Annotated in this window: 26 protein-coding genes; 12 read left to right on the forward strand and 14 right to left on the reverse strand. The window is 72.4% G+C overall.

Translation table 11 applies throughout. From position 1 onward, the window contains the following. Positions 1 to 149: 149 nt before the first annotated feature. From G5B56_RS01460 to G5B56_RS01490, 7 genes are read right to left on the reverse strand one after another with little or no spacing between them, the layout of a single operon-like run. Complete coding sequence (locus tag G5B56_RS01460; RefSeq protein WP_009857810.1) at positions 150 to 638, reverse strand: thioesterase family protein; 489 nt, start codon at positions 636 to 638, stop codon at positions 150 to 152. After that, positions 635 to 1,504, reverse strand: coding sequence for a 3-keto-5-aminohexanoate cleavage protein (locus tag G5B56_RS01465; protein ID WP_164962097.1), 870 nt, complete (start codon positions 1,502 to 1,504; stop codon positions 635 to 637). The genes G5B56_RS01460 and G5B56_RS01465 overlap by 4 nt, the downstream gene beginning before the upstream one ends. After that, entirely contained in the window at positions 1,501 to 3,531 is a 2,031-nt protein-coding gene (locus tag G5B56_RS01470) for a biotin carboxylase N-terminal domain-containing protein (protein WP_164962098.1), read from the reverse strand. Before G5B56_RS01470 ends, G5B56_RS01465 begins: the two co-directional genes overlap by 4 nt. Beyond that, the gene (locus tag G5B56_RS01475) at positions 3,528 to 4,322 is read right to left on the reverse strand and encodes an enoyl-CoA hydratase/isomerase family protein (RefSeq protein WP_164962099.1); all 795 of its coding nucleotides are present in this window, start codon (positions 4,320 to 4,322) and stop codon (positions 3,528 to 3,530) included. The genes G5B56_RS01470 and G5B56_RS01475 overlap by 4 nt, the downstream gene beginning before the upstream one ends. Next, entirely contained in the window at positions 4,319 to 5,470 is a 1,152-nt protein-coding gene (locus G5B56_RS01480; protein ID WP_164962100.1) for an acyl-CoA dehydrogenase family protein, read from the reverse strand. Before G5B56_RS01480 ends, G5B56_RS01475 begins: the two co-directional genes overlap by 4 nt. A 26-nt stretch (positions 5,471 to 5,496) precedes the next feature. Next, complete coding sequence (locus tag G5B56_RS01485; RefSeq protein ID WP_164962101.1) at positions 5,497 to 7,107, reverse strand: acyl-CoA carboxylase subunit beta; 1,611 nt, start codon at positions 7,105 to 7,107, stop codon at positions 5,497 to 5,499. After that, positions 7,107 to 7,976, reverse strand: a complete 870-nt coding sequence (locus G5B56_RS01490) for an SDR family oxidoreductase (RefSeq protein WP_164962102.1) — start codon at positions 7,974 to 7,976, stop codon at positions 7,107 to 7,109. Before G5B56_RS01490 ends, G5B56_RS01485 begins: the two co-directional genes overlap by 1 nt. Positions 7,977 to 8,123: 147 nt before the next feature. Here G5B56_RS01490 and G5B56_RS01495 point away from each other — a divergent pair, with 147 nt between their 5' ends. The 7 genes from G5B56_RS01495 (at position 8,124) to upp (ending at position 12,295) form a co-directional block, all read left to right on the forward strand. Next, entirely contained in the window at positions 8,124 to 8,420 is a 297-nt protein-coding gene (locus tag G5B56_RS01495) for an SCP2 sterol-binding domain-containing protein (protein WP_164962103.1), read from the forward strand. 9 nt (positions 8,421 to 8,429) lie between these two features. After that, positions 8,430 to 8,879, forward strand: a complete 450-nt coding sequence (locus G5B56_RS01500) for a MerR family DNA-binding transcriptional regulator (RefSeq protein WP_009857801.1) — start codon at positions 8,430 to 8,432, stop codon at positions 8,877 to 8,879. 69 nt (positions 8,880 to 8,948) lie between these two features. Further along, positions 8,949 to 9,371 carry an MbcA/ParS/Xre antitoxin family protein gene (locus G5B56_RS01505; RefSeq protein WP_009857800.1) on the forward strand — a complete coding sequence of 141 codons (423 nt, stop codon included), beginning with the start codon at positions 8,949 to 8,951 and terminating at the stop codon, positions 9,369 to 9,371. 47 nt (positions 9,372 to 9,418) lie between these two features. Beyond that, positions 9,419 to 10,045, forward strand: a complete 627-nt coding sequence (locus tag G5B56_RS01510) for an RES family NAD+ phosphorylase (RefSeq protein WP_009857799.1) — start codon at positions 9,419 to 9,421, stop codon at positions 10,043 to 10,045. Further along, positions 10,042 to 10,776 carry a DUF1624 domain-containing protein gene (locus G5B56_RS01515; RefSeq protein ID WP_164962104.1) on the forward strand — a complete coding sequence of 245 codons (735 nt, stop codon included), beginning with the start codon at positions 10,042 to 10,044 and terminating at the stop codon, positions 10,774 to 10,776. The genes G5B56_RS01510 and G5B56_RS01515 overlap by 4 nt, the downstream gene beginning before the upstream one ends. Before the next feature lie 25 nt (positions 10,777 to 10,801). Then, a complete protein-coding gene (gene rlmB, locus G5B56_RS01520; RefSeq protein WP_164962105.1) occupies positions 10,802 to 11,590 on the forward strand; it encodes a 23S rRNA (guanosine(2251)-2'-O)-methyltransferase RlmB in 789 nt (262 codons plus the stop codon). A gap of 78 nt (positions 11,591 to 11,668) precedes the next feature. After that, positions 11,669 to 12,295: a uracil phosphoribosyltransferase gene (gene upp, locus G5B56_RS01525; RefSeq protein ID WP_164962106.1), complete on the forward strand. Its 627-nt coding sequence runs from the start codon at positions 11,669 to 11,671 to the stop codon at positions 12,293 to 12,295. Positions 12,296 to 12,593: 298 nt separating this feature from the next. On the opposite strand, the gene G5B56_RS01530 is transcribed toward upp, so the two are convergent. The 3 genes from G5B56_RS01530 to gloB all read right to left on the reverse strand — a co-directional run bounded on the left by G5B56_RS01530 (position 12,594) and on the right by gloB (position 16,097). Next, entirely contained in the window at positions 12,594 to 13,601 is a 1,008-nt protein-coding gene (locus G5B56_RS01530) for a D-2-hydroxyacid dehydrogenase family protein (protein ID WP_164962107.1), read from the reverse strand. Positions 13,602 to 13,698: 97 nt separating this feature from the next. Next, positions 13,699 to 15,330: a transglycosylase SLT domain-containing protein gene (locus tag G5B56_RS01535; RefSeq protein ID WP_240920617.1), complete on the reverse strand. Its 1,632-nt coding sequence runs from the start codon at positions 15,328 to 15,330 to the stop codon at positions 13,699 to 13,701. Then, positions 15,327 to 16,097 carry a hydroxyacylglutathione hydrolase gene (gene gloB / locus G5B56_RS01540; protein WP_009857662.1) on the reverse strand — a complete coding sequence of 257 codons (771 nt, stop codon included), beginning with the start codon at positions 16,095 to 16,097 and terminating at the stop codon, positions 15,327 to 15,329. Before gloB ends, G5B56_RS01535 begins: the two co-directional genes overlap by 4 nt. Between gloB and G5B56_RS01545 the strand changes: the two genes are divergently transcribed. The 4 genes from G5B56_RS01545 to G5B56_RS01560 all read left to right on the forward strand — a co-directional run bounded on the left by G5B56_RS01545 (position 16,098) and on the right by G5B56_RS01560 (position 21,677). Then, positions 16,098 to 16,928, forward strand: a complete 831-nt coding sequence (locus G5B56_RS01545) for a class I SAM-dependent methyltransferase (RefSeq protein ID WP_029718794.1) — start codon at positions 16,098 to 16,100, stop codon at positions 16,926 to 16,928. Continuing rightward, positions 16,929 to 17,366 (forward strand): ribonuclease HI, encoded by a 438-nt coding sequence (gene rnhA, locus G5B56_RS01550; protein WP_009857660.1) that lies wholly within the window; start codon positions 16,929 to 16,931, stop codon positions 17,364 to 17,366. It abuts the gene before it with no gap. A 118-nt stretch (positions 17,367 to 17,484) separates the two neighbouring features. Continuing rightward, positions 17,485 to 18,597, forward strand: coding sequence for an efflux RND transporter periplasmic adaptor subunit (locus G5B56_RS01555; protein WP_164962108.1), 1,113 nt, complete (start codon positions 17,485 to 17,487; stop codon positions 18,595 to 18,597). Positions 18,598 to 18,611: 14 nt separating this feature from the next. After that, on the forward strand, positions 18,612 to 21,677 hold the full coding sequence (locus G5B56_RS01560; protein WP_164962109.1) for an efflux RND transporter permease subunit: 3,066 nt from the start codon (positions 18,612 to 18,614) through the stop codon (positions 21,675 to 21,677). 9 nt (positions 21,678 to 21,686) lie between these two features. On the opposite strand, the gene glp is transcribed toward G5B56_RS01560, so the two are convergent. From glp to G5B56_RS01580, 4 genes are read right to left on the reverse strand one after another with little or no spacing between them, the layout of a single operon-like run. Further along, a complete protein-coding gene (gene glp / locus G5B56_RS01565; RefSeq protein ID WP_164962110.1) occupies positions 21,687 to 22,964 on the reverse strand; it encodes a gephyrin-like molybdotransferase Glp in 1,278 nt (425 codons plus the stop codon). Next, the gene (gene mobA / locus G5B56_RS01570; RefSeq protein ID WP_164962111.1) at positions 22,957 to 23,535 is read right to left on the reverse strand and encodes a molybdenum cofactor guanylyltransferase MobA; all 579 of its coding nucleotides are present in this window, start codon (positions 23,533 to 23,535) and stop codon (positions 22,957 to 22,959) included. The genes glp and mobA overlap by 8 nt, the downstream gene beginning before the upstream one ends. Continuing rightward, positions 23,535 to 24,653 carry a GTP 3',8-cyclase MoaA gene (moaA, locus tag G5B56_RS01575; RefSeq protein WP_164962112.1) on the reverse strand — a complete coding sequence of 373 codons (1,119 nt, stop codon included), beginning with the start codon at positions 24,651 to 24,653 and terminating at the stop codon, positions 23,535 to 23,537. Before moaA ends, mobA begins: the two co-directional genes overlap by 1 nt. A 51-nt stretch (positions 24,654 to 24,704) precedes the next feature. Next, a complete protein-coding gene (locus G5B56_RS01580; protein WP_164962113.1) occupies positions 24,705 to 25,331 on the reverse strand; it encodes a C40 family peptidase in 627 nt (208 codons plus the stop codon). A 130-nt stretch (positions 25,332 to 25,461) separates the two neighbouring features. Here G5B56_RS01580 and G5B56_RS01585 point away from each other — a divergent pair, with 130 nt between their 5' ends. Beyond that, positions 25,462 to 26,454, forward strand: a complete 993-nt coding sequence (locus tag G5B56_RS01585) for an MDR family oxidoreductase (protein WP_164962114.1) — start codon at positions 25,462 to 25,464, stop codon at positions 26,452 to 26,454. Positions 26,455 to 26,459 lie beyond the last annotated feature (5 nt).

Here is a 26,459-nt window from a genome sequence, read left to right on the forward strand (position 1 = left end):
CTGGAGTGCGGGGTCAGGTCTTGGAGTGCGGGGTCAGGTCTTGTGAGACCTGACCCCAGCCTGCCGCCGTTCAGCTGACGGAAATCGGGGTCAGGTCTTATGAGACCTGACCCCAAGCCGCCTTATGAGACCTGACCCCAAGCCGCCGTTCAGCTGACGATGTACGAGCCGGCGCCGGTGGCGATCAGTTGGCCGCTGTCGTCGACCAGCCGCATCTGAGTCGAGCCGACACGCCCGCCCAGGCGCGTGACCTCGGCCTGCGCGACATAGCGCGGCGCCAGCCCGGGGCGCAGGAAGTCGGTGCGCAGGTCGATCGTGCCCATGCGCGCAAAACGCTGCAGCACCTGCTGGGCGTCGTCGGCGGGGTGGCGTTCGGCGATCGCGACCATCAGCGCCAGCGCGCCGGTGGCGTCCAGCGTCGCCGAGATCGCGCCGCCGTGCAGGCGCTGGTGCAGGAAGTGGCCGATCAGCTCGGGCCGCATCGTGAACGACAGCCGCACGTCGCCCGGCGCCAGCGACTCGACCTTCAGCCCGAGCACGCGGTTGAAGACGATCTGCTGCTCGAACATCTCGGTGAAGGCCGCTTCCAGCCGCTGCTGCTCGGCGGCGCTGCGGCGGGCGGCGGGTGTCGTCGTCACGGTGCGAGTCCCAACCGGGCGCGTGCCTGCGCCGGTGTCGCAATCGCACGCCCGGCGCGGCGCGCGCAGTCGGCCAGCGCCTCGATCAGCTCGCCGTTGCCGCGTGCGCGCCGGCCGTCGGGCAGGTAGAAGGTGTCCTCGAGCCCGGTGCGCAGCATGCCGCCCAGCTCGGCGGCGCGCTGGTGCACCGGCCAGATCTCGGCGCGGCCGATCAACGTCGCCTGCCAGACGGCGCCCGGCGGCGCGTAACCCGGCAGCAGCGCCAGCAGCGCGGCGTCGCAGGGCATGCCGCTGGCCACCCCCATCACGAAGTTCAGCTCCGGCGTGCCGTCCACCAGCCCGGCCTTGGCGAACAGGCCGACGCTGCGAACGATGCCGACGTCGAAACACTCGAACTCCGGGTGCGTGCCGCATTCGCGCATCACGGCGACGAACCGTTCGATCTTGTCGACCGGGTTGTCGAAGACCATCGGCGGCCAGGCCCAGCGGCCGTCTTCGCGCAGCTTCAGGTAGTTCAGGCTGCCGGCGTTGCAGGCCGCGATCTCGGGGCGCACGCGGCGGATGCAGGCCGCCGGGCCTGCTATGTCGGGGCCGAGCACGCCGGTCGTCAGGTTGAGGATGACGCCGGGGCAGGCCGCGCGGATCGCGTCGCAGACGGCGGCGGCGAGCTCCGGGTCCCAGCTCGGCATGAAACCCCGGCCCGGCGCCTGGTCGCGCAGATGCACGTGCATCACGCTGGCGCCCGCGTCGAAGGCGGCACGCGCCTCGCGCGCCATCTGCTCGGGTGTCACCGGCACCGGATGCTGGTCGGGGTTCGTCAGCACGCCGGTCAGCGCGCAGGTCAGGATCGCGGGTTCGAGGCTCATGCGTCCAGCTCCAGTTCGACCAGCAGCGCCCCGGCGGCGACCGGGTCCTTGGCGGCGGCGTGCACCGCGCGCACGAGGCCGGCGGCGCCGGCCTCGAGCCACATCTCCATCTTCATCGCCTCGACGCAGGCCAGGCGCTGGCCGGCCGCGACACGTTCTCCCGGCGCGACCAGCACCTGGGCGACGACGCCGGCGACCGGGGCGCGGGCGCACGACGCGTCGCTGGCGGTGTCGGTGCCCGGCCACGGCGAGGCCTCGGCGAACGCGAACACGTCGCCATCGACGACGAGATGCAGCGTGTCGCCGTCGCGCAGCGCGACGGCCTGGCGCTGCATGCCGTCGTGCCACCAGCGCACGCGGCCGTCGGCGTCGAGCTCGAGGACGCGGACCTCGTCGGGCGGCGCGCGCAGCGTGCGGCGCTCGCCGGCGCAGTCGACGACGAGGTCGAGCCGGGCGAGGCCGGCTGGCCGCAGCGGGGGGGGCGGCCGCAAGGCGGGGGCACGCAAGGCGGGGTCGCGCAAGGCGGGGTCAGGTCTCACGAGACCTGACCCCACCGATCCGGGGTCAGGTCTCGTGAGACCTGACCCCAGGCTTCCCAGGCTTCCCGAACCGCCGAGCAACGCCGCCGCCAGCTGCCAGACGGCCTCCGGCGGTTGCGGGCGCCGCAACAGCGGCTCGCCGGCCGCGGCCCATTCGTCCAGCCGCGTCGTCGTCATCCGCGCGCCGGTGAAGTCCGGGTGCGCCAGCAGCTCGCGCAGGAAGCGCGCGTTGTGGCGCGGGCCGACCAGTACCGCGTCGGCCAGCGCGCGGCGCAGCCGGCGCAGCGCGTCGGCGCGGTCGCGGCCGTGGGCGACGAACTTGGCGACCATCGCGTCGTAGTACGGCGGCACCTCGCCGCCCTCGGCCAGGCCGTGATCGACGCGGATGCCGGCGTCCGCCGGCCGCCAGCGCAGCACGCGCCCGGTCTGCGGCGTCCAGCCGGCGTACGGGTCCTCGGCGTAGAGCCGCGCTTCGACGGCGTGGCCGTCGAAGCGGATCTGCTGCTGCGTCAGCGGCAGCGGCTCGCCGGCGGCGATGCGCAGCTGCCATTCGACGAGGTCCAGCCCGGTGATCGCCTCGGTGACCGGATGCTCGACCTGCAGCCGGGTGTTCATCTCGAGGAAGAAGTGCCGGCCCTCGGCGTCGACGACGAACTCGACGGTGCCGGCACCGCGGTAGCCGACGGCCAGCGCCGCGGCCACCGCGTCGCGGCCCATCGTGGCGCGCATCTCGGTGCCGACGATCGGCGACGGCGCTTCTTCGACGACCTTCTGCCGCCGCCGCTGCGCCGTGCAGTCGCGTTCGCCGAGGTGCACGGCGCGGCCGTGGGCGTCGGCGAAGACCTGCACCTCGACGTGGCGCGCGCCGGTGATGAGCCGCTCCAGCATCAGCCGGCCGTCGCCGAAAGCGCTCTCGGCTTCGCGGCGTGCGCCGGCCAGCGCCGCGGCCAGTTCGCCGGGCTGGCGCACCAGGCGCATGCCGCGCCCGCCGCCGCCGGCCACGGCTTTCACCAGCAGCGGCAGGCCCAGGGCTTCGGCTTCGGCGGTCAGGCGTTCGTCGCTCTGGTCGTCACCCAGGTAGCCCGGCGCGCAGGGCACACCCGCCGCCAGCATGCGGCGCTTGGCGCCGGCCTTGTCGCCCATCGCGCGGATCGCCTCGGCCGGCGGGCCGATGAAGACCAGCCCGGCGGCCTCGACCGCTGCGGCGAAGTCGGCACGTTCGGACAGGAAACCGTAGCCGGGGTGCACGGCGTCGGCACCGCTGCGGCGCGCGGCGTCCAGCACCGCGGCGACGTTCAGATAGGACTCCGACGCCGGCCCCGGCCCCAGCCGCACCGCGACGTCGGCCTGGCGCACGTGCGGCGCGCCGGCATCGGCATCGCTGTAGACGGCCACCGTGCGGTAGCCCAGCCGGCGCGCCGTGCGTTGCACGCGGCAGGCGATCTCGCCGCGGTTGGCGACGAGCACGGTCTCGAACGGCCGGCTCATCGCGGCGCCCAGGCCGCGGGGCGGCGTTCGAGGAAGGCCGTCGTGCCTTCGACGCCTTCGGGCCCCAGTGCGGCGCGCGAGAACACCTCGGCGGCCTGCGCCACCAGCGCCGTGGCGGGCTGCCAGCGCGCCTGCGCGACCAGCGCCTTGCTGGCGGCCACCGCGCCGGGCGCGCAGCGCAGGATGTCGTGCAGCACCGCTTCCAGCGCATGGTCGAGCGCGCCGGTGGCGTGCAACTCGTGCACCAGGCCGACGGCCAGCGCCGCGTGCGCGTCGAGCTTGCCGCCGCAGACCGCCAGCCGCCGCGCCTGCGAGGGCCCGAGCCGCTCGACGAGCCAAGGCGCGATCTGCGCCGGCACCAACCCGAGCGAGGTCTCGGGCAGGCGGAACACGGCGCTGGTGGCGGCCAGCGCGACGTCGGCGACGCAGGCCAGCCCCAGGCCGCCGCCCATCACGCTGCCTTCCAGCAGCACGACGGTGGCCAGCCCGGTGGCGGCGAAGGCGACGCAGAGCTCGCCGAAGGCGGCGCTGACCTTCTCGATCGCTTTCGGGTCCTGGTCGAGCCGGGCGCGCGCGGCGGCCATGTCGGCGATGTCGGCGCCGGCGCAGAAGTGGCCGCCGGCGCCGCGCAGCACGACGACACGCACGCGGCCGCCGGCTTCGGCCTCGGCCAGCGCCGTGCGCAGCGCCAGCACCATCTCCAGCGACATCGCGTTGCGCACCTCGGGGCGCGACAGCGTCAGCGTCAGCACGCCGCGCGCGTCTTCGTGGACGACGACCGGGGTGCTCATCGACGCCCCGGCAGCGTGTTCTCGAGCTTGCAGAGGATGCCCAGCATCACCTCGTCGGCGCCGCCGCCGATCGACACCAGGCGCGAGTCGCGCCAGGCTTGCGAGATCGGGTTCTCCGGCGTGTAGCCCATGCCGCCCCAGTACTGCAGGCAGCTGTCGGTGACCTCGCGCGACAGCCGCCCGCACTTGAGCTTGGCCATGCTCGCCAGCCGCGTGACGTCCTGGCCGGCGACGTAGAGCTCGACGGCGCGGTAGGTCAGCGCGCGCAGCGCCTCGACCTCGGTGCGCAGCTCTGCCAGGCGGTAGTGCACGACCTGGTTGTCGAGGATGGGCTTGCCGAAGGCCTGGCGCTGGCGGGTGTAGTCGATCGTCAGGTCGATCAGCCGGTCCAGGCTCTTCAGCGACGAGGCCGCGCCCCACAGCCGTTCCTCCTGGAACTGCAGCATCTGGAAGGTGAAGCCCATGCCTTCCTGGCCGATCAGGTTCCGGCGCGGCACCCGCACGTTGTCGAAGAACAGCTGCGCGGTGTCGCTCGAATGCATCCCGATCTTGCGGATCTTCTGCCGCGTGATGCCGGGTGCGTCCATCGGCACGACGATCAGGCTCTTGTTGCGGTGCGGCGGGCCGTCGCTGGTGTTGGCCAGCAGGCAGCACCAGTCGGCCTTCAGGCCGTTGGTGATCCACATCTTCGTGCCGTTGATGACGTAGTCGCCGCCTTCGGCGCGCGCCGTCGTCTTGACCGCGGCGACGTCGCTGCCGCCGCCGGGCTCGCTGACGCCCAGGCAGGCCACGTAATCGCCGGCGATCGTCGGCACGAGGATCTCACGCTTCAGTTCCTCGCTGCCGAAACGCGCCAGCGCCGGCGTCGCCATGTCGGTGTGCACGCCGATGGCCATCGGCACGCCGCCGCAGTGGCAGGCGCCCAGGGCCTCGGCCATCACCATCGAGTAGCTGAAGTCCAGCCCGGCACCGCCGTATTCGGCCGGGTACTTCAGCCCCAGCAGCCCCAGGTCGCCGAGCTTCTTGAAGACCTCGTGGCTGGGGAACTCCTCGGCCGCCTCCCAGGCGGCGACGTGCGGGTTCAGCTCCTTGTCGACGAAGCGGGTGACGATGTCCTCGATCTGGCGGTGTTCGGGCGTGAACTGCATCGGGTGTCTCCTCGGGTTCTCGTGGATCAGAAGCGCGCGACGCCGAAGGCGTTGGGCCGCAGCGTGCGGCGCGCCGCCTCGGCGGCCAGCGTCAGGCACAGGCCGAGCACACGGCGCGTGTCGCGCGGGTCGACGATGCCGTCGTCCCACAGCCGTGCGGTGCCGAACAGCGCCGTGCTCTCGGCGTCCAGGCGGCGGCGCAGCGCGTCGCTCATCGCCGCCAGCGCGCTCTCGTCGGCGGGCAGGCCCAAACGTTCGAGCTTCTGGCGGTTCAGCAAGTCCATCACCTGCGCCGCCTGGGCGCCGCCCATCACCGCGGTGCGTGCGCTGGGCCAGGCGAAGATGAAACGCGGGTCGAAACCGCGCCCGCACATGCCGTAGTTGCCGGCGCCGTAGCTGCCGCCGAGCACGACGGTGAACTTCGGCACGCGCACGTTGGCCACCGCCTGGATCATCTTGCTGCCGTGTTTGATCGCGCCGGCGCGTTCGGCCTCGCGGCCGACCATGTAGCCGGTGGTGTTCTGCAGGAACACGAGCGGCGTGCCCGACTGGTCGCACAGCTGCATGAACTGCGCCGCCTTGGTCGAGCCCGCGGGCTGGATCGGGCCGTTGTTGCCGACGAGGCCGACGTCGTGGCCCATCAGCCGCGCGTGGCCGCAGACGGTGTCGGGTGCGTAGGCGGCCTTGAACTCGAGGAATTCCGAGCCGTCGACGAGACGCGCGAGCACCTCGCGCACGTCGTAGGGCGTGCGCTCGTCGGCCGGCACGACGCCCATCAGTTCCTCGGCCGGGTACAGCGGCTCGGGCGCGGCGGGCGCGGCGCCGACCGTGTCCCAGGGCAGGCGGCCGAGCAGCTCGCGCGTCAGCTCGATCGCGTGCGCGTCGTCCTCGGCCAGGTACTCGCCCAGGCCGGTGACCTGGGCGTGCAGCTCGGCGCCGCCGAGTTCTTCATCCGTCGCGTCCTCGCCGATCGCGGCCTTCACCAGCGGCGGGCCGGCGAGGTAGATGCTGGAGCGGCCGCGCACCAGCACGACGTAGTCCGACAGCCCCGGCAGGTAGGCGCCGCCGGCGGTGGACGAGCCGTGCACGACGGCGATCTGCGGGATGCCGGCGGCCGACAGCCGCGCCTGGTTGGCGAAGCTGCGCCCGCCGTCGACGAAGATCTCGGCCTGGTACATCAGGTTGGCGCCGCCCGACTCGACCAGCGCCACCAGCGGCAGCTTGTTCTCGCGCGCCAGCTCCTGCGCGCGCAGCGCCTTCTTCAGCCCCATCGGCGCGACCGTGCCGCCCTTGACGGCGCTGTCGCTGGCGGTGACGAGCACGCGCCGGCCGGCGACGGTGCCGATGCCGACGATGGCGCCGCCGCCGAGCACGCTTTTCCTGCCGTCGTCGTCGTGCATGCCCAGGCCGGCCAGCGGCGACAGCTCGAGGAAGTCGCTGCCGCGGTCGAGCAGGCGCGCGACACGTTCACGCGGCAGCAGCTGGCCACGCGCGGCGAACTTCTCCGCCTTGCTGGCCGACTCGGCGACGACCTTGGCTTCGAGCGCACGCACCTCGGCGAGGCGCTCGTGCATGCGCGCCGTGTTGGCGGCGAAGGCGGGCGAACGCGGGTCCAGCCGGGAGGCGATCGCGGGCATCAGCGCAGCACCTCGGGCGTCGTCGCGCGGTGGAAACCGTCGAACGGTGTCGAGCGCGCCGTGCGTCCCATCGGAAAGCTCTGGTTGCCCAGCGGCGCGCCGCCGTCGATCGGCAAGGTGACGCCGGTGATGAAGGCTGCGGCGGGCGACAGCAGGAAGACGATGGCCGCACTCACTTCGGCCTCGACACCCAGCCGCCGCAGCGGCACCTCGCCGGCCAGCGAGGCGATGATCGGCTTCATCTCCGGGCCGTAGCGGTCCAGGCCGCTGGAGGCGATCCAGCCCGGCGCGACCGCGTTGACCCGCACACCGGCGTGCGCCCACTCGAAGGCCGCGCTCATCGTCAGGTTGGCCATGCCGGCACGCGCCGCGCCGCTGTGGCCCATGCCGGGCATGCCGTTGCGGAAGTCGGCGGTCATGTTGACGATCGCGCCGCCCGTGCCCTGCATGCTCTGCAGGAAGACCTCGCGCATCATCAAAAAGCCGCCGGTCAGGTTGTTGGCGACGACGGCGTCGAAGCCTTTCTTCGAGATCGCCAGCAGCGGCGCCGGGAACTGGCCGCCGGCGTTGTTGACGAGGCCGGCGACCGGGCCGTGCTCGGCGACGACGCGGCCGACGGCGGCCTTGACGGCCTCTTCGTCGCGGATGTCGAGCACGACGGTCTCGCAGCGGCCGCCGTCTTCGGCGATCTCGGCGGCGACACGCTCGAGTTTCTCGGCCTGGCGGCCGCTGACGACGACCGTGGCGCCGAGTGCCGCCAGCTCGTGCGCGACGCAGCGGCCGATGCCGCTGCCGCCGCCGGTGACCCAGTGCAGCTGTCCGGCGAACAGGCCGGGACGGAACACGCTGCGGTAGCCGGACTCGTTCATCGCGCCTCGCCATCGTGGTGATGCGGCGGCATTAGGCGTCGAGGGTTACGTTAACGTCAACCGGGTTACGGGTTGGTGATTTCCATGATCTCAACGGAATGCCCCCCGGCTACGATGCGCCGCACCAACCCAGGGAGCCCCGATCCGATGGACCTGCACGCCTGTACCGAGGAACTGCGCCGCAAGGTCGGCGAGGCCAGCGGCCTGAACGCGACGCTGAAGTTCGACTGCGGCACCGACGGCGTCGTCGTCATCGACGGCCGGGCGGTGCCGAACACCGTCGACAACGTCGACCGCGACACCGACTGCACCGTCGGCATCACGCACGACAACCTGGTCGCGATGATCAAGGGCGAGCTGCAGCCGGCGACCGCCTTCATGACCGGCAAGATCAAGGTCAGCGGCGACATGAGCGTCGCGTTGAAGCTCCAGCGCATCGTCTAGCATCCGTCGATGCTCGACACCCCGGATCGACCCGATGACGCCGCCGCGCAGGCGGTGGTCGCGTCGCACCGCGACACCGACACCGGCGAGCTGTTCGGCATCACCGAGCTGTGCCGCGAGTTCGGCATCACGCTGCGCACGATCCGCTTCTACGAGGACAAGGGGCTGCTGGCGCCGCGGCGTGTCAACGGCGCCCGCGTCTACACCCGTCGCGACCGCGCGCGGCTGGCGCTGATCCTGCGCAGCAAGGCGATCGGCGCGTCGCTGGCCGAGATCCAGCACTACCTGGATCTCTACGGCGACAACGGCGAGGGCCGTGTCCAGCAACTGGCCTACGTCGTCGAACGCACCGACCTGGCGATCCGCGACCTCGAGGCCAAGCGCGCCGGCCTCGACGCGACGCTGGCCGAGCTGCGGCTGATCAACGAGACCGCGCGCCGCCAGCTCGATGGCGGCTGAACGCGTTCGCGTTCTGGTGCGGTGTCTGTTTTTGGACTACCATGAGACCGTAGTCCAATACTGGATGCCATGCGCCTCGTTGCCGCCGAATCCGCTCCTGCGTTTGCCGACGTTTCCGACGAACGTCTGGCCGCGGCCGGCCTGCGTGCCTTCGTGCGCATCGCCGAGGCCTGGGGCCTGAGCGTCGACGAGCAGCTGGTGCTGCTGGGCCAGCCGGCGCGCTCGACTTTCTTCGCCTGGCGCCAGCACCCCGAGAAGGCGCGGCTGTCGCGCGACACGCTGGAGCGCCTGTCCAACCTGCTGGGCATCTACAAGTCGCTGCAGATCCTGCTGCCCGAGCCGGCCGCGGCCGACGCCTGGGTGCGCCAGCCCAACAGCGCCGAGGCCTTCGGCGGCCGCAGCGCGTTGCAGCGCATGCTGGCCGGCAACGTCGGCGACCTCCACTTCGTGCGCCGCTACCTCGACGGCGTGCGCGGCGGCGGCTGGTCCTGAACACGCCCGACGTCCGCCGCGTCCGCTGGACGCAGGCCTGCCGCATCGTGCCGACCCGCTACCCGTCGGTGACGCTGTTCGACCGTGTCGCCGACGCCGAGGACTTCGATGCGCTGTACGCGCTGGAGGCGCTGACCAACGAACGCCTGCGCGAGGAGCTCGGCCACGTCGAGCGTGTGCCGCGCGCCGAGCGTGTCTTCGGCCCCGGCAGCGGCCCGGTGATGGCCGCGTTCACGCACGTCAACCCCGAGGGCAGCCGCTTCTCCGACGGCCGCTGGGGCGTGTTCTACGCCGCGCGCGAACGCGAGACGGCGATCGCCGAGACGCGCCACCACCACGCACGTTTCCTCGCCGCCACGCGCCAGCCGCCGATGCACCTGCCGATGCGGCTGTACCACGTGGCGATCGACGCCCGGCTGCACGACCTGCGGCCGCCCGGCGCGGTCGACGACGCGGTCTACGCGCCGGGCGATTACAGCGCCTCGCGTGCGCTGGCCGCCACGCTGCGCGCTGCCGGCTCGCACGGCGTCGTCTACCGCAGCGTGCGCCACGCCGGCGGCGAATGTGTCGGCCTTTTCCGCCCGCGCGGCGCCGGGCCCTGCCTGCACGCCGCGCACCTGCTCTACGCCTGGGACGGGCAGGGCTTCGCCGACGTCTACGAGAAGACGGCATGAATCGCCGGGCTGAACGCTTCGACCGCCTGGACGCGCTGCGCGGGGCGGCCATCGTCTGGATGGCGGCCTACCACTTCGTGTTCGACCTGAACCACTTCCGGCTGCTCGACCCGCGCCAGGACTTCTTCGGCGACCCGTTGTGGACCGTGCAGCGAACCTGCATCGTCAGCCTGTTCCTGTTCTGCGCCGGCCTGGGCCAGGCCGCGGCGCTGGACGCCGGCCAGCGCTGGCCGCGTTTCTGGCGCCGCTGGGCGCAGGTGGCGGGCTGCGCGCTGCTGGTCAGCGCCGGCTCGGCGACGATGTTCCCGCACAGCTGGATCAGCTTCGGCGTGCTGCACGGCATCGCGCTGATGCTGATCCTCTCCCGGCTGGCCGCGCCGCTGGGACGCTGGCTGTGGCTGCTGGGCGCCGTGGCGATCGTGCTGCCGTTCGTCTGGCAGCACCCGTTCTTCGACACGCGCTGGAGCAACTGGGTCGGCCTCGTGACGCACAAGCCCGTCACCGAGGACTACGTGCCGCTGCTGCCCTGGTGCGGCGTGATGCTCTGGGGGCTGGCGGCCGGGCAGTGGGCGCTGGCGCGGCGGCGCGGCTGGTTCACCGGGCCGCTGCCGCGCGGGCTGGCGCCGCTGGCGTTGCTGGGACGCTGGTCGCTGTCGTTCTACATGGTCCACCAGCCGGTGTTCATCGGCGCGCTGACGGCGCTGCTGTCGCTGGGGCTGATCGGGCGCTGAGGTCCGGGGCCGCCGGGCGGCTACGATGCGCGCCTTCGTCCCGCCGGCCTTTCGGCGGGCGCTTTCCCAGGTGAACCCCGTGAGCAACAAGGTCCTGTTCGGCTTCCACGCCGTGACGGTGCGGCTGAAGACCGCGCCGCAGTCGGTGAAGGAGATCCACGTCGATGCGACGCGCCGCGACGCGCGCATGCGCCAGTTCGTCGAGCGGGCCGAAGCCGCCGGCGCCAAGCTGGTCGACAGCGACGGCGAGCGCCTGACCCAGCTCGCCGGCAGCGGCCGCCACCAGGGCGTGGTGGCGCGCGTGACGCCGCTGGCGGCTACGCATTCGCTGGACGACGCACTGGACGCCGCGGCCGGCGCGCCGCTGGTGCTGGTGCTCGACGGCGTCACCGACCCGCACAACCTCGGCGCCTGCCTGCGCGTGGCCGACGGTGCCGGCGCCTGCGCCGTCGTCGCGCCCAAGGACCACGCGGTGGGCCTGAACGCGACGGTGGCCAAGGTCGCCAGCGGTGCCGCCGAGACCGTGCCGTATCTGATGGTGACCAACCTCGCGCGATCGCTGGGCGAGATGAAGGAGCGAGACATCCGCGTCATCGGCACCTCCGACGACGCGACGAAGACGATCTACGACGTCGACCTCAGCGGCCCGGTGGCGCTGGTGCTCGGCGCCGAGGGCCACGGCATGCGCCAGCTGACGCGCAAGACCTGCGACGAGCTGGTGCGCATCCCGATGCAGGGCGCGGTCGAGAGCCTGAACGTCTCGGTGGCCGCCGGCATCTGCCTGTACGAGGCGCTGCGGCAGCGTTCGCGCTGAAGCCGCGCCGACCTGTCGCAAGCTCGCGCCGGCGGCCACTGGCTACACTGCCGGGATCACCGAATTCCGAGTTTCAACATGCCTGTCATCGAAGTCCGTCATCCGCTGGTGCGCCACAAGGTCGGCCTGCTGCGCGAGAAAGACATCTCGACGAAGAAGTTCCGCGAGCTGACCAACGAGATCGCGCGCCTGCTGGCCTACGAGGCGACGGCCGACTTCCCGCTGGAGCCGATCGAGATCGACTGCTGGAGCGGCCCCGCGACGATCGAGCAGATCGCCGGCCGCAAGGTCACGGTGGTGCCGATCCTGCGCGCCGGCATCGGCATGCTCGACGGCGTGCTCGACATGGTGCCCAACGCCAAGGTCAGCGTCGTCGGCCTGTCGCGCAACCACGAGACGCTGCAGCCCGAGCACTACTTCGAGCGTTTCGTCGGCCACCTCGACGAGCGCACCGCGCTGATCGTCGATCCGATGCTGGCGACCGCCGGCTCGATGATCGCGACGGTCGACCTGCTCAAGCGCCGCGGCTGCAACGACATCCGCGCGCTGGTGCTGGTGGCCGCGCCCGAAGGCATCAAGGCGCTGGACGCCGCGCACCCCGACGTGCGCTGCTGGACGGCGGCCATCGACAGCCATCTCGACGAGAACGGCTACATCATCCCCGGCCTCGGCGACGCCGGCGACAAGATCTTCGGCACGAAGTGATGGAGCCCCCGGCCGCCTGGCGGCCGCCCCCCCCGAGGGGGGCAACCTGACCGGACCGGGAGACCCGGATCCGGTCAGGCGCGTTGACACCGCCGCTCCCCCTGACCGCCTGCGGCGGTCTGTCCCCGAGGGGACGAATTCCGAGCCTGCTCGCTGTTCGCGTTAGCGGAGCACCTTCAGCGCAAGATGGGGTCAAGCGCAAGATGGGGTCAGGTCTTGAGAGACCTGACCCCAGACTTCCAGACTTCTTCAGACTTCTGCCCTCGGACCTCGGCCTTGAATCCGGGCCCGCCTCGCCTCAGCGCAGCACCTTCAGCGCGTCCGGGTTGACGATGTTCGTCGGGTTGTTGTTGACGAAGTTGATGACGTTGTCGAACGCGGCGCCGAAGTAGGTTTCGTAGCTGTCCTGCTCGACGTAGCCGATGTGCGGCGTGCAGACGGCGTTTTCCAGGCGCAGCAGCGGGTGGCCCTGGAGGATCGGTTCGCTCTCGAAGACGTCCACCGCGGCCATGCCGGGGCGGCCCTTGTTCAGCGCCGAGACGAGCGCGTTCTCCTCGACGATCTCGGCGCGCGAGGTGTTGACGAACAGCGCCGTCGGCTTCATGCGCGCCAGGTCGTCGAGCTTGACCATGCCGCGCGTCGTCTCGCCCAGCCGCAGGTGCATGCTGAGCACGTCGCATTCCTCGAAGAAGGCCTCGCGGCTCTCGGCGGCGACGTAGCCGTCGGCCACGGCGTGCTCGCGCGACTCCTCGCTGCCCCAGACCATGACCTGCATGCCGAACGCGCGGCCGTAACCGGCGACCATGCGGCCGATGCGGCCGTAGCCCCAGATGCCCAGCGTCTTGCCGTGCAGCACCATGCCGATGCCGAAGTTCGGCGGCATCGACGCCGACTTCAGCCCCGACTGCTGCCAGGCGCCGTGCTTGAGGTTGCCGATGTACTGCGGCAGCCGGCGCATCGAGGCCATGATCAGCGCCCAGGTCAGCTCGGCCGGCGCCACCGGCGAGCCGACACCTTCGGCCACCGCGATGCCCAGCCGCGTGCAGGCGGCAACGTCGATGTGCGGCCCGACGCGCCCGGTCTGCGAGATCAGCTTCAGCCGCGGCAGCTTCTCCAGCAGCGCCCGCGGGAAGTGCGTGCGCTCGCGGATCAGCACCAGCACGTCGGCGTCGCGCAGCCGCACCGACAGCTGGCCGATGCCCTTGACCGTGTTGGTGAACACCTTCGCGTTCAGCGGCTCGAGCCGCGCCGCGCAGCGCAGCTTGCGCACCGCGTCCTGGTAGTCGTCGAGGATGATGATGTTCATGGGCGTCTGGGCGCATTGTCGCGGGCGACGGCGCACATCGTGCCGGACCCCTCGGCGCGTGGGCGTGGCCGCCCGGGGGATGCCGGGCGCGCCGGCCTCAGCGCGGCTTCTTCGCGTTGGATGAGGTCGACGCCTTGGCCTTGGACGCTGCGGTCCGGGTCTTGGCCGCCGGAGCCTTGACCTTGACCTTCGCCGAGGCCGTCTTGGCGGCCGGGCGCTTGGCCTTGGCCGGTCCGGAGGCGACCATCACGACGATCTTCTGCCCCGGCTTGAAGCTCGCGCGCGGACCGACGTCGTTCCACTGCGCGACCTGCGCGGCGCTGACCTTGTAGCGCCTGGCCACCGTGGCCACGGTGTCGCCGCGGCCGGCCTTGAGCGTCAGCTTGCGCAGCGGCCGGGCCTCGGGCGCCAGCACCATCATCGCGTTCTCGGCGACGTGTTCCTTGACGTTCTCGGTGGCGTGCGCGGCACGCAGCACGAGCAGCGTCGAGCCCACCTTGACCAGCATGCGCGGCGGGATGCGGTTGACCTCGCGCAGCTGGGCCTCGGGCATGCCGACCTGGCGCGCGGCCTCGGCCGGCTTCAGCGTGCGCGGCGCGACCCAGGCCGTCCAGGTGGCCAGCGGGCCGCGGTGCTCCTTGAGCCGCTCGACGAAGTGGTTGGCGTTGTCGTAGGGCAGCAGCACACGCGGCGTCGCCGCAGCCAGGATCACCGGCTTGTTCATCTGCGGGTTCAGCGCCTGGAACTCCTCCAGCGACAGCCCGGCCAGGCGCGCGGCGAGCGCGACGTCGATGTCGCGCTCGATCGGCACGCTGAGGAAGAACGGGTGGTTCTGCAGCGCCGGCAGCGTGATCGAGTAGGCCTCGGGGCGCAGGACCAGGTTCTTCACCGCCTGCAGCTTGGGCACGTAGTTGCGCGTCTCGGCCGGCATCTTCAGCGACGCGTAGTCGGTGGGCTTGCCGGCCTTGAGGTTGCGCGCGATGGCGCGCTGCACGTTGCCCTGGCCCCAGTTGTAGGCCGCCAGCGCCAGGTGCCAGTCGCCGAACTGGCCGTACAGGCGCTGCAGATAGTCGAGCGCGGCGCGCGTCGAGGCCAGCACGTCGCGGCGGTCGTCGCGGAACAGGTTCTGCTTGAGCTCGAAGTCGCGGCCGGTCATCGGCATGAACTGCCACATGCCGGCGGCGCGGGCGCTGGACAGCGCCTGCGGGTTGAACGCGCTCTCGATGAAGGGCAGCAGCGCGAGCTCGGTCGGCAGGCCGCGACGCTCGACTTCCTCGATGACGTGGAACAGGTAGCGGCCGCCGCGTTCGGCCATGCGCTGCACGTAGTCGGGCCGCGTGGCGTACCACTGCTCCCACTTGCGCACGTAGTCGTCGTCGAGCTCGGCCATCGTGAAGCCGCCGCGCACGCGCACCCAGAGGTCGTTGTCGGCGGCGGCAGCGTCGGCGTGGGTCGCGTCGGACACGGTGGCGGGCTCGCCCTCCAGCGGCGGGGCGGGCACCAGCTCGGGTTGGCGCTGGCCGTCGCGCGAGAGGATCAGCGCGCCCGGGGTCGGGCCGTCGGCCCGGCGCGCGGCAGAAGACGTCGGGGCGGCCGGCGTCGCGGCCGCAACCGGCGCGGCGGCGTCGCCGGCGGCCAGGGGCGTGCCGGCGCAGCCGGCGAGTGCGGCGGCCAGCGCTGCGGCAGCCAGGGCGCAGCAGCGCCGCAGCGAAGTCGTCGGAGGCGTCATCGGTATCGGTTCTTCCAGTTTCGCAGTGCGGCGAACACGTCGACTTCCTGCCCGGAGGCGGCGCCCTGTTCCCGGGCCGCGGCCACGACGGCGGCCTCGCGACAGCGCAGGAACGGATTGACGTCGCGCTCGTGACCGAGCACCGCCGGGAGTGTGAGCCGGCCGGCGGCGCGCCGGTCCTGACACAGCGCAGTGTAGGCCGCGATCTTCTCGTTGCCGGGCTCCACCGCGGCGGCGAAGGCCAGGTTGGAGAGCGTGTACTCGTGGGCGCAGCAGATGCGCGTGTCGTCGGGCAGCGCGGCCAGGCGGGCCAGCGAGGCCGCCATCTGCGCCGCCGTGCCTTCGAACAGCCGGCCGCAGCCGGCCGAGAACAGCGTGTCGCCGCAGAACAGCAGCGGCTCGCGTGCAGCGCCGTGCTCGAAGAAGGCGACGTGGCCGGCGGTGTGGCCGGGCACGTCGATCACCTCGAACGCCCGGCCCAGCAGCTCGATGCGGTCACCGCCGTGCACGGGCACGAAGGGGGTGGGAATGTCTTCGCGCGCCGGGCCCCAGACCGGGCCCTGCAGCCGGGGGCGCAGCGCGGCGATGCCGCCGACGTGATCCCCGTGGTGGTGCGTCACTAGAATCGCCGCCAGGCGCAAGCCCCGGGCGTCGAGTTCGGCCGCCACCGGCGCCGCGTCCCCCGGATCGACCACCGCGGCGTCGTGGCCGTCGTGCAGCATCCAGATGACGTTGTCGGCAAAGGCGGGGAGGGCGACCAGATTCATATGACGCGCGACCAGTCGATTATAGAGTTGGGGGTCTGGCTCCAATCCCCGGCCGGCCGCTACCTGCTGGAGTGGGAGCAGGACCGCCTGGACCGCGCGGTGACCGATGCTTTCGGGTTTCACGCGCTGCAACTGGGCCTGCCCGAGATCCAGGGCCTGCGCGCCAACCGCATGCCGCACCGCTGGGTGGCCTGCGGCTCGCTGGTGACGCCGGAGCCGATCGAGCTGCCGCCGCCGCGCGACGCGCTGATCACGACGCAGCCGGCGCCGGTGGCGCTGTACTGCGAGTTCGACGCGCTGCCCTTCCCGCAGCACAGCGTCGACCTGGTCGTGCTGCCGCACGCGCTGGAGCTGGCCGCCGACCCGCACCAGCTGCTGCGCGAGGTCGAACGCATCCTCGTGCCCGAGGGCCGGCTCGTCATCTCGGGGCTCAACCCGGCGAGCCTGTGGGCGCTGCGGCAGCGTTCCGGCCACGCCTGGCGCGGCATCGGCCTGGGCCGCGGCCAGCCCACCTACCTGCCGCGCGCCGGCGAGTTCATCGGCTACTGGCGGCTGCGCGACTGGCTGCGGCTGCTGGGCTTTCACATCGAGAGCGGGCGCTTCGGCTGCTACCGGCCGCCGCTGAGCTCCGAGCGCTGGCTGCAGCGTTTCGAGTGGATGGACCCGGTGGGCGACCGCTGGTGGCCGGTGCTGGGCGCGGCGTATTTCCTGGTGGCCGTCAAGCGCGTGCGCGGCATGCGCCTGGTCGGCCTGTTGAAGAACGAACGCCGCCGGGTCAAGGCGGCGACGGCCGCGGTCGCGAACCGCGAGCCGGTGGAAGCGGACATCTGAATGAACGAAGTGGTGATCTACACCGACGGCGCCTGCAAGGGCAATCCGGGCCCCGGCGGCTGGGGCGCCTGGCTGCGCAGCGGCGAGCACGAGAAGGAACTCTGGGGCGGCGAGCCGCTGACGACCAACAACCGCATGGAGCTGATGGCGGTGATCCAGGCGCTCACCAGCCTGAAGCGGCGCTGCAAGGTCGCGATCTACACCGACAGCGAGTACGTGCGCAACGGCATCACGAGCTGGATCCACGGCTGGAAGCAGCGTGGCTGGCGCACCGCCGACAAGAAGCCGGTGAAGAACGCCGAGCTCTGGCAGCAACTGGACGCGCTGGCGTCCTCGCACGACACGTCCTGGCACTGGGTCAAGGGCCACGCCGGCGATCCCGGCAACGAGCGCGCCGACGCGCTGGCCAACCGAGGCTGCGAGTCCGTGCGGCGTTGATGTCCCCGGCTTCGGCGGGCGTGAGGGCCGGCCTGCACGGGCGGTCGCAACGAAACGCTACATTCGGCGGTTTGCCTTTCGACGGAGTGCAGCGGTCTTGAAGCGGGTTCATACGTTCGTGGCGGTGATCGGCATTGCGCTGGCCGGCACGATGGCTTGGTGGTGGCAGCAGCGCGGCCCGGCTCCGGCGTCTGCCGCGGTGCCGGCCGGTGCCGCCACGTCGACGGATGCCACGGCCGTCGAGATCGGCCGCGTGCGCCGCATGCGCCTGGCCGACGAGGCCCAGGCCGTGGGTTCGCTGCGCGCCGCGCAGACCGTCGTGCTGCGGCCCGAGGTCGCCGGCCGCATCGCCGGTTTCGGTTTCCGCAACGGCGAGCGCGTGCGCCGCGGCCAGCTGCTGGTGCAGCTCGACGACACGCTGCAGCAGGCCCAGCTGCGTCAGGCCCAGGCCCAGGCGCAGATCGCGCGCACCAACCTCGCGCGCAGCCGCGAGCTGCTCGCGCAGGGTTTCATCAGCCAGAGTGCGGTGGACCAGAACGCCGCGACGCTGGACGTCGCCGAGGCCCAGGTCGCGCTGGCGCGCGCCGAGGTGCAGCGCATGCGCCTGGTCGCGCCATTCGACGGCACGGCCGGCATCCGCCGCGTCGACCTCGGCGGCTTCGTGCAGGCCGGTGCCGACATCGTCACGCTGGACGACCTGTCCTCGCTGTCGGTCGACTTCACGCTGCCCGAGCGCTACCTGCCTCGCCTGGCCGCCGGCCAGGCGGTGACACTGGACCTGGACGCCTTGCCCGGCCAGTCCTTCGTCGGCCGCATCGAGGCGCTGGACACCCAGGTCGACGCCGAAGGGCGCGCGGTGCTGGTGCGCGCGCGTGTCGCCGACGCCACCGCGCGGCTGAAGCCCGGCATGTTCGCGCGGCCGCGCGTCGTCTTCGCGGTGCGCGAGGACGCGCTGGTCGTGCCCGAGGAGGCGCTGGTGCCCGAAGGGGGCCGCCAGTACGTCTGGAAGGTGGTCCAGGCCGACGGCCCGGCGCGCGCCGAGCGTGTCGAGGCGCGCATCGGGCTGCGCCGGCCCGGCGTCGTCGAGCTGCTCGGCGGTGTCGCCGAGGGTGACGCGGTCGTGACCGCCGGGCACGCCCGGCTGCGCGGCGACAAGCCGGCGGTGCGCGCCGTCGAGCTGCGCCCGGGGGCTGCGGCGCCCGCGTCCGCCGCGGCCTCGGCCGCGGCCTGACGGAGGGCCGCGCCGTGCGCCTGTCCGAAATCTCGATCCGCCGCCCGGTGCTGGCGACGGTGATGTCGCTGCTGCTGGTGCTGATCGGCCTGGTCTCGTTCCGCGAGCTGACGGTGCGCGAGTACCCGAAGATCGACGAGCCGGTGGTCACGGTGTCGACGACGCTGGTCGGCGCCGCTTCCGAGGTCATCGAGAGCCAGGTGACGAAGCCGCTCGAGGACTCGATCGCCGGCATCGACGGCGTCGACATCATGACCTCGATCTCGCGCACCGAGCGCAGCCAGATCACGGTGCGCTTCAAGCTCGAGAAGGACCCGGACACCGCCGCCGCCGAGGTGCGCGACCGCGTCTCGCGCGTGCGCGGGCGGCTGCCCGACGCGGTCGACGAGCCGGTCATCGCCAAGGTCGAGGCCGACGCCACGCCCACCGTCTGGATCGCCTACACCGGCGAGGGCATCGACCCGCTGAAGCTCACCGAGGTCATCACCCGCGTCATCAAGCCGCGGCTGCAGACCGTGCCCGGTGTCGCCGACGTGCAGATCGGCGGCGACCGCGCCTACTCGATGCGCGTCTGGCTCGACCCCGACCGTCTGGCGGCCCACCGCCTGACGGTGCAGGACGTCGAGGACGCGCTGCGGGCGCAGAACCTGGAGGTGCCGGCCGGCCGCATCGAGAGCCGCCAGCGCGAGTTCAACGTCACCGCGCGCACCGACCTCAACACCGTCGAGCAGTTCGAGCAGGTGGCGCTGAAGACCGTCGGCGGCTACACGGTGCGGCTGCGCGACGTCGCGCGGGTCGAGGAAGGCGCGGCCAGCGAGCGCTCGCGCGTGCGCCTGAACGGCGTGCCGTCGGTCAGCACCGGCGTGATCCGCAACGCCACCGCCAACCCGCTGGACGTCGCTGCCGGCGTGCGCGCGCTGCTGCCCGAGCTGCAGCGCGAGCTGCCGCCCGGTGTCACCGCGACGCTGGCCAACGACAACTCGGTCTTCATCGACCGGTCGATCAAGGCCGTCTATCACACCATCGCCGAGGCGGTGGTGCTGGTCGCGCTGGTGGTCTTCGTCTTCCTGCGCACGCTGCGCGCGTCGTTCATCCCGCTGGTGACGATTCCCGTCAGCCTGATCGGCAGCTTCGCGCTGATCGCCGCGGCCGGCTTCTCGATCAACACGCTGACGCTGCTGGCGCTGGTGCTGGCGATCGGTCTCGTCGTCGACGACGCGATCGTCGTGCTCGAGAACATCTTCCGCCACATCGAGGAAGGGCTGAGCCCGTTCCAGGCGGCCCTGAAAGGCGTGCGCGAGATCAGCTTCGCGGTCGTCGCGATGACGCTGACGCTGGCCGCGGTGTTCGCGCCGCTGGCCTTCACGCCGGGGCGCACCGGGCGGCTGTTCGGCGAATTCGCGCTGACGCTGGCCGGCGCGGTGCTGGTCTCGGGTTTCGTCGCGCTGACGCTGACGCCGATGCTGTGCAGCAAGCTGCTGCGCCACGAGACGAAGCCGACACGCTTCGACCGCTGGATGGAGCGCGGCCTGGACCGCCTGTCGGCGGCCTACAGCCGTGCGCTGGTGGCCTCGCTGAACCTGCGCTGGGCCGTCGTCTTGGTGATGCTGGCCTGCGGCGGCGCCAGCGCCTGGCTGTTCCTGACGGCCAAGAGCGAACTCGCGCCGATCGAGGACCGCGGCGTCATCATCATGCCGGTGCGCGCGCCCGACGGCTCGACGCTGGAGTACACCGCGCGCTACCTCGACGCGCTCGACGGCATCGCCGCGACCTTCCCCGAGTTCGACCGGCGCTTCATGTTCGTCGGCGGCGGCCAGGTTTCCACCGCCTCGGCGGTGATGCGCACCGTCGACTGGGCGGAACGCGAACGCACGACGCAGGAGCTGGCGCAGGCCCTGCTGCCCCAGGTGCGCCAGCTGCCCGGCGTCAACGTCTTCCCGATCACGCCGCCCAGCCTGGGCCAGGGCTTCCGCGAGCGGCCGCTGAACTTCGTCGTCGTCAGCAGCGACTCCTACACCAACATGGCGCAGGCCACGCGCGCGCTGATGGCCGAGATGGCGAAGAACCCCGGCCTCGTGCAGGTCGACAGCGACCTGGAGCTGAACAAGCCCGAGATCTACCTCGACGTCGACCGCCAGCGCGCCGCCGACATGGGGGTCTCGGTGGGCACCGTCGCGCGCACCGTCGAGACGATGCTCGGCAGCCGCAACGTCACGCGCTACAAGCGCGACGCCGAGCAGTACGACGTCATCCTGCAGACCGGCACCAGCGGCCGGGCGTCGCCGCAGGACATCGAGAAGCTCTTCGTGCGCAGCGACAGCGGCGCGATGGTGCCGCTGTCCTCGCTGGTGAGCTTGCGCGAGTCGGTCAGCCCGCGCGAGCTGAACCACTTCAACCAGCGGCGCTCGGTCAGCATCACCGCGTCGCTGGCGCCGGGTTATTCGCTCGGCGAGGCGCTGGCCTTCATGGACGAGGCCGCGGCGCGCACGCTGCCGGCCGGCTACGCGACCGAGCTCAACGGCGTGAGCCGCGAGTTCCGCGCGTCCTCGGGCGCGCTGGGGCTGGTGTTCGTGCTCGCGCTGCTGTTCATCTTCCTCGTCCTGTCGGCGCAGTTCGAGAGCTTCATCGACCCGTTCGTGATCCTGCTGTCGGTGCCGCTGTCGATGGTCGGCGCGCTGCTGGCGTTGAAGCTCTCCGGCGGCACGCTGAACGTCTATTCGCAGATCGGGCTGGTGACGCTGGTCGGGCTGATCACCAAGCACGGCATCCTGATCGTCGAGTTCTCCAACCAGCTGCGCCGCCAGGGCAAGGCGCTGCGCGAGGCGGTCGTCGAGGCGGCCAGCCTGCGCCTGCGGCCGATCCTGATGACCACCGGCGCGATGGTGCTGGGTGCGCTGCCGCTGGCGCTGGCCAGCGGTGCCGGCGCCGAGAGCCGGCACCAGATCGGCTGGGTCATCGTCGGCGGCATGTCGCTGGGCACGCTGCTGACGATCTTCGTCGTGCCGACGGTCTACACGCTGCTGGCGCGCGAACGCGTGCCGGGCGAGATCACCGAGGCCGAGGCGGCCCCGGCCGCCTGAGCGCCGCCGTCAGCCGAGCGAGTCGAAGGGCAGCACCTCGACACGCTCGCCGGCGGCCACCGGCCCGCGTTCGTGCGCGAGCACGATCAGGCCGTCGGCGCGGCTCATGCTGCTGAGCAGGCCCGAGCCCTGGTCGCCTGTCGGCGCGACTTCCCAGTCGCCATCGGCGCCACGCGAGAGCACGCCGCGCTGGAACTCGCTGCGGCCCGGGCGCTTCTTCAGCGCCACCGCGGCGCGCGCGACGACGGTCGGCAGCGGCCGCGGCGTCGCGCCGCCCAGGCGCAGCAGCGCGTCGCGCACCAGCACCTGGAAACACACCATCGCCGCCACCGGGTTGCCCGGCAGGCCGAAGTACAGCGTGCCGCCATGCAGCCGACCGACGGCCATCGGCCGGCCCGGGCGCAGCGCCATGCGCCAGAACAGCACCTCGCCGGCGCCGGCCAGCACGGCGCGTGTGTGGTCGGCGTCGCCGACGCTGACGCCGCCGGAGCTGACGATCGCGTCGCAGTCGGCGCCGGCGCGCAGCGCGTTGGCGAGGGCCTGCGGGTCGTCGCGCACGCGGCCCAGGTCGACGGCGTCGACGCCCAGCCCGGCGAGCAGCGCGCCCAGCGTCGTGCGGTTGCTGTCGTAGATGGCGCCGGGCGCCAGCGGCTCGCCCGGTGCGGTCAGCTCGTCGCCGGTGCTGAAGAAGGCGATGCGCGGCCGGCGTCGCACGACGAGCGTCGGCTGGCCCAGCGACGCGGCCAGACCCAGGTCGGACGCGCGCAGCCGGCGGCCGGCGGGCACGGCGACACCGCCCTGGCGCAGGTCCTCGCCGCGGCGGCGGCAGTGCTGGCCGGCACGCACGGCGCCGGCGGGGATCGTCACGCGGCCGTCGGCCACGGTCACCAGCTCCTGCGGCACGACGCTGTCGTGGCCGGCCGGCAGCGGTGCGCCGGTCATGATGCGGATGCAGGCCCCGGCCGGCGCCGGGCCGTCGAAGCCGTGGCCGGCGAGCGCCTGGCCGGCGACCGGCAGCACCGTGGGGCCGTCGGCGGCCAGCGCGGCGCCGGCGAACGAGTAGCCGTCCATCGCCGAGTTGTCCTGCGCCGGCACGTCCAGCGGCGACACCAGGTCGGCGGCCAGCACGCGGCCCAGCGCGTCTTTCAGCGCCACGGTCTCGGTGCCGGCGACCGGCTGCACCAGGCGGGTGAGCGCGTTCTGCACCGCGGCCAGCGGCAGGTCGGTCTCGCCGTGGCAGGCCAGGTCGTCGGCGATCGCCGCGATCGGCGTCGTGGCCTCAGCCATCGTTCAGCGTCTCCGGGGTGTTGAAGTTGGCGAACGCGGCCTCGTCGTCGAAATCGACGGCGACACCGCCCGACGCGCGCAGCCAGTGCTCGACGCGGCGTTCGCCGCCGGCGAGTGCCGCCTCCAGCGTCTCGGCCAGCGCCGTGTCGACGAGGCAGAACACCGGATGCGTGCGCGCGGCGCGAGCGTAGCCGATCGGCGCGCCGCCGAGGCCGGCCGCCAGGCGCGCGACGAGGTCGACGGGGAAATACGGCGCGTCGCAGGGCACCACGGCCAGCCAGCGTGTGCGGGCGTGGCGCAGGCCGGCCAGCAGCCCGGCCAGCGGCCCCAGCGAACCCGGCAGCGTGTCGGTCAGCACCGGCACGCCGAAGCCGGCATAGGTGTCGAGATGGCGGTTGGCGCTGACCGCCAGCGCGCCGACCTGCGGCGCCAGCCGTTGCAGCGCGTGCTGCGCCAGCGGCCGGCCCTGCCAGGCGAGCAGGCCCTTGTCGACGCCGCCCATGCGCCGTCCCAGCCCGCCGGCCAGCACGAGGCCCGTGACCTCGTCGCGCGAGATCGCCGTGGCCGCCATCAGCCGCCGATGTAGTGCATCTCGATGCGGCGCTCGCCCGGCGCGGCGGTGTGCTCGCCGCGCTGCTCGGAATAGCGGTCGGCGCGCGCCGACCACACGCCGCCGACCGCGGCGGCGATCTGCGCGTCGCTGGCGCCGCCGCGCAGCAGCGAGCGCAGATCGTGGCCACGGGTGGCGAACAGGCAGGTGAAGAGCTTGCCTTCGGTCGACAGCCGGGCGCGGCTGCAGTCGCCGCAGAAGGCCTTGGTGACGCTGGAGATCAGGCCGATCTCGCCGCGCCCGTCGCGCCAGCGCCAGCGCTCGGCGGTCTCGTCGGGCGAGGCCGGCAGCAGCGGCTCCAGGCCGAAGGCGGCGTCCAGGCGCTCGCGCAGCTGTTCCGACGGCAGCACCTCGTCCAGGCGCCAGCCGTTGCTCGTGCCGACGTCCATGTACTCGATGAAACGCAGCCGAACCGCCGGGCCCCATGTGTCGCGCACGTGGCGCGCCAGCGGCAGGATTTCGTGGTCGTTCATGCCGCGGCGCACGACCATGTTCAGCTTGACCGGCGCCAGGCCCGCGGCCAGCGCCGCGTCGACACCACGCAGCACGTCGGCGACGGGGAAGTCGACGTCGTTCATGCGCCGGAAGACCGTGTCGTCGAGTGCGTCCAGGCTCACCGTCACGCGCGTCAGCCCGGCCTCGCGCAGCGGGCGGGCCAGCCGCGCGAGCAGGCTGCCGTTGGTCGTCAGCGTCAGCTCGGGCGGCGTGCCGTCGACGGTGCGCAGCGCAGCCAGCTGTTCGACCAGCGAGGGCAACTGCTTGCGCAGCAGCGGCTCGCCGCCGGTGAGGCGGAGCTTGCGCACGCCGTGGGCCAGGAACACCGATGCGACGCGCGTGATCTCCTCGAAGCTCAGCAGCGCGTCGTGCGGCAGGAAGCGGTAGCGCCGGTCGAAGACCTCGCTGGGCATGCAGTAGCCGCAGCGGAAGTTGCAGCGGTCGGTGACCGAGATGCGCAGGTCACGCAGCGGCCGCCCGAGGCGGTCGGCCAGGTGGCCGGCGGGCGCTGTCGCGTCGAGGGGCACCACGGGCGATGTGGCGCGGGCTCGCAGGTCGGCCAAAGGGATGAAGCTCTCGCCCATCCTGCGATTCTGCCGGTTCGGGCCCCCGACGTCGGGTCAGGGGTCTCCCGCTCAGGGGCGGGGCGGGGCAGCCTCGACCTGGGCAGCGTCGTCGAGGTCGGCGCGGCGTGCGCCGTTGAAGCGCTTCATCCAGTAAGACTGGCGCATGTCCTCGATGCGGACTTCGCTGCCGGTGCGCGGCGCGTGGATGAACTTGCCGTCGCCGATGTAGATGCCGACGTGCGAGAAGGCGCGCCGCATCGTGTTGAAGAAGACGAGGTCGCCGGGCTTGAGCTCGTCGCGCGAGACCTTGGTCAGCGCGCCGTCCTTGGCCTGCTGGTCGGCGCGTCGCGGCAGCACCAGGCCCAGGCTGCGCTCGAAGACGTGGCGCGTGAAGCCGCTGCAGTCGAAGCCCTCTTCGGCGTTGTTGCCGCCGCGGCGGTAGGGCACGCCGAGGAAGTTCATCGCCGACATCACCAGGTCCGATGCGGTGTCGCGCACCTGCTGGACGATGCCCTGCGTGGTGTCGGACACGGCCGCTGCCGACGGCACCAGGCCCTTCTGCTGCAGCAGCTGCATCACGGCGTCGCCGTTCTGCGCGGGGGTGGCCGGCGAGTCCGGGGCCGCCGAGGCGCCGAAGACCGCGGCGGCGGCAAGGCCGGCGACGCAGTGACGGAGGAGGCGGAGACGGACGGGCATCGGCCGGCGAGCATAGGGGCCAGCCCCAGCAGTGTCAACGTCGCCGGCAGGGGCACTATGCTCGGCCGTGCCGGATGCACGCTTCGCAGGGGCGGCCGCGTGGCCTGGCGCACTCTTCTGGAGGGAACGCATGTTCCGTGGATGGCTGTTGGAGAAGGGCGAGGGCGGCTTCGGCGCGCGCCTCGCGGAGATCGACGAATCGCGCCTGCCGGGCGCCGACTGCGCCGACGTGCTGGTGCAGCCCGAGTACTCGACGCTGAACTACAAGGATGCGCTGGCGATCACGAACCGCGCGCCGGTCGTGCGCGCCTGGCCGATGGTGCCGGGCATCGACGGCGCCGGCACCGTGCTGGAGAGCACGCACCCGGACTGGAAGCCCGGCGACCGCTTCGTGCACAACGGCTGGGGCGTCGGCGAGACGCACTGGGGCTGTCTGGCCGAACGTGCGCGGCTCAAGGGCGACTGGCTGGTCAAGCTGCCGGCGGCCTTCACGCCGCGCCAGTCGATGGCCATCGGCACCGCCGGCTACACGGCGATGCTCTGCGTGCTGGCGCTCGAATCGCACGGCGTCGTCGCCGGTGACGGCGAGGTGCTGGTCACCGGCGCCAGCGGCGGCGTCGGCAGCGTCGCGATCGCGCTGCTGGCCCGGCTGGGCCACCGTGTCGTCGCCGTCAGCGGCAAGGCCGACGCCGCCGACTACCTGCGGTCTCTCGGCGCCGCCGAGGTGCTCGACCGCACCGCGTTCAGCGCGCCCGGCAAGCCGCTGCAGAAGGAACGCTGGGCGGCCGTCGTCGACGCCGTCGGCAGCCACACGCTGGCCAACGCACTGGCGCAGACACGTTACGGCGGCGTCGTCGCGGCCTGCGGCCTGGCGCAGGGCCTGGACCTGCCGGCCAGCGTCGCGCCCTTCATCCTGCGCGGTGTCACGCTGGCCGGCATCGACAGCGTGATGGCGCCGAAGGCCCGCCGAGAAGCCGCCTGGCAGCGCCTGGCGCGTGACCTCGATCCGCGGCTGCTGGAGCGCATCGCGAGCGAGGTTTCACTGGATTACGTGGCCGCCAAGGCCGTCGAATTGATGGAGGGCAAGCTCACCGGGCGTGTCGTGGTGCGCATCGCCCACTGAGTCAG

Origin of the sequence: Rubrivivax sp. JA1026, assembly GCF_011065555.1 — a bacterium.
In the GTDB taxonomy this organism is placed as follows: Bacteria; Pseudomonadota; Gammaproteobacteria; order Burkholderiales; family Burkholderiaceae_C; genus Rubrivivax; species Rubrivivax benzoatilyticus.

Bases quoted from the DNA above. Each gene is read 5' to 3' on its own strand.
- G5B56_RS01465 (WP_164962097.1), bottom strand. From the start codon at position 1,504: ATGAGCCTCGAACCCGCGATCCTGACCTGCGCGCTGACCGGCGTGCTG.
- G5B56_RS01470 (WP_164962098.1), bottom strand. From the start codon at position 3,531: ATGAGCCGGCCGTTCGAGACCGTGCTCGTCGCCAACCGCGGCGAGATC.
- G5B56_RS01475 (WP_164962099.1), bottom strand. From the start codon at position 4,322: ATGAGCACCCCGGTCGTCGTCCACGAAGACGCGCGCGGCGTGCTGACG.
- G5B56_RS01480 (WP_164962100.1), bottom strand. From the start codon at position 5,470: ATGCAGTTCACGCCCGAACACCGCCAGATCGAGGACATCGTCACCCGC.
- G5B56_RS01485 (WP_164962101.1), bottom strand. From the start codon at position 7,107: ATGCCCGCGATCGCCTCCCGGCTGGACCCGCGTTCGCCCGCCTTCGCC.
- G5B56_RS01490 (WP_164962102.1), bottom strand. From the start codon at position 7,976: ATGAACGAGTCCGGCTACCGCAGCGTGTTCCGTCCCGGCCTGTTCGCC.
- G5B56_RS01495 (WP_164962103.1), top strand. From the start codon at position 8,124: ATGGACCTGCACGCCTGTACCGAGGAACTGCGCCGCAAGGTCGGCGAG.
- G5B56_RS01500 (WP_009857801.1), top strand. From the start codon at position 8,430: ATGCTCGACACCCCGGATCGACCCGATGACGCCGCCGCGCAGGCGGTG.
- G5B56_RS01505 (WP_009857800.1), top strand. From the start codon at position 8,949: ATGCGCCTCGTTGCCGCCGAATCCGCTCCTGCGTTTGCCGACGTTTCC.
- G5B56_RS01515 (WP_164962104.1), top strand. From the start codon at position 10,042: ATGAATCGCCGGGCTGAACGCTTCGACCGCCTGGACGCGCTGCGCGGG.
- rlmB (WP_164962105.1), top strand. From the start codon at position 10,802: ATGCGCGCCTTCGTCCCGCCGGCCTTTCGGCGGGCGCTTTCCCAGGTG.
- upp (WP_164962106.1), top strand. From the start codon at position 11,669: ATGCCTGTCATCGAAGTCCGTCATCCGCTGGTGCGCCACAAGGTCGGC.
- G5B56_RS01530 (WP_164962107.1), bottom strand. From the start codon at position 13,601: ATGAACATCATCATCCTCGACGACTACCAGGACGCGGTGCGCAAGCTG.
- G5B56_RS01535 (WP_240920617.1), bottom strand. From the start codon at position 15,330: ATGACGCCTCCGACGACTTCGCTGCGGCGCTGCTGCGCCCTGGCTGCC.
- gloB (WP_009857662.1), bottom strand. From the start codon at position 16,097: ATGAATCTGGTCGCCCTCCCCGCCTTTGCCGACAACGTCATCTGGATG.
- G5B56_RS01545 (WP_029718794.1), top strand. From the start codon at position 16,098: ATGACGCGCGACCAGTCGATTATAGAGTTGGGGGTCTGGCTCCAATCC.
- rnhA (WP_009857660.1), top strand. From the start codon at position 16,929: ATGAACGAAGTGGTGATCTACACCGACGGCGCCTGCAAGGGCAATCCG.
- glp (WP_164962110.1), bottom strand. From the start codon at position 22,964: ATGGCTGAGGCCACGACGCCGATCGCGGCGATCGCCGACGACCTGGCC.
- mobA (WP_164962111.1), bottom strand. From the start codon at position 23,535: ATGGCGGCCACGGCGATCTCGCGCGACGAGGTCACGGGCCTCGTGCTG.
- moaA (WP_164962112.1), bottom strand. From the start codon at position 24,653: ATGGGCGAGAGCTTCATCCCTTTGGCCGACCTGCGAGCCCGCGCCACA.
- G5B56_RS01580 (WP_164962113.1), bottom strand. From the start codon at position 25,331: ATGCCCGTCCGTCTCCGCCTCCTCCGTCACTGCGTCGCCGGCCTTGCC.
- G5B56_RS01585 (WP_164962114.1), top strand. From the start codon at position 25,462: ATGTTCCGTGGATGGCTGTTGGAGAAGGGCGAGGGCGGCTTCGGCGCG.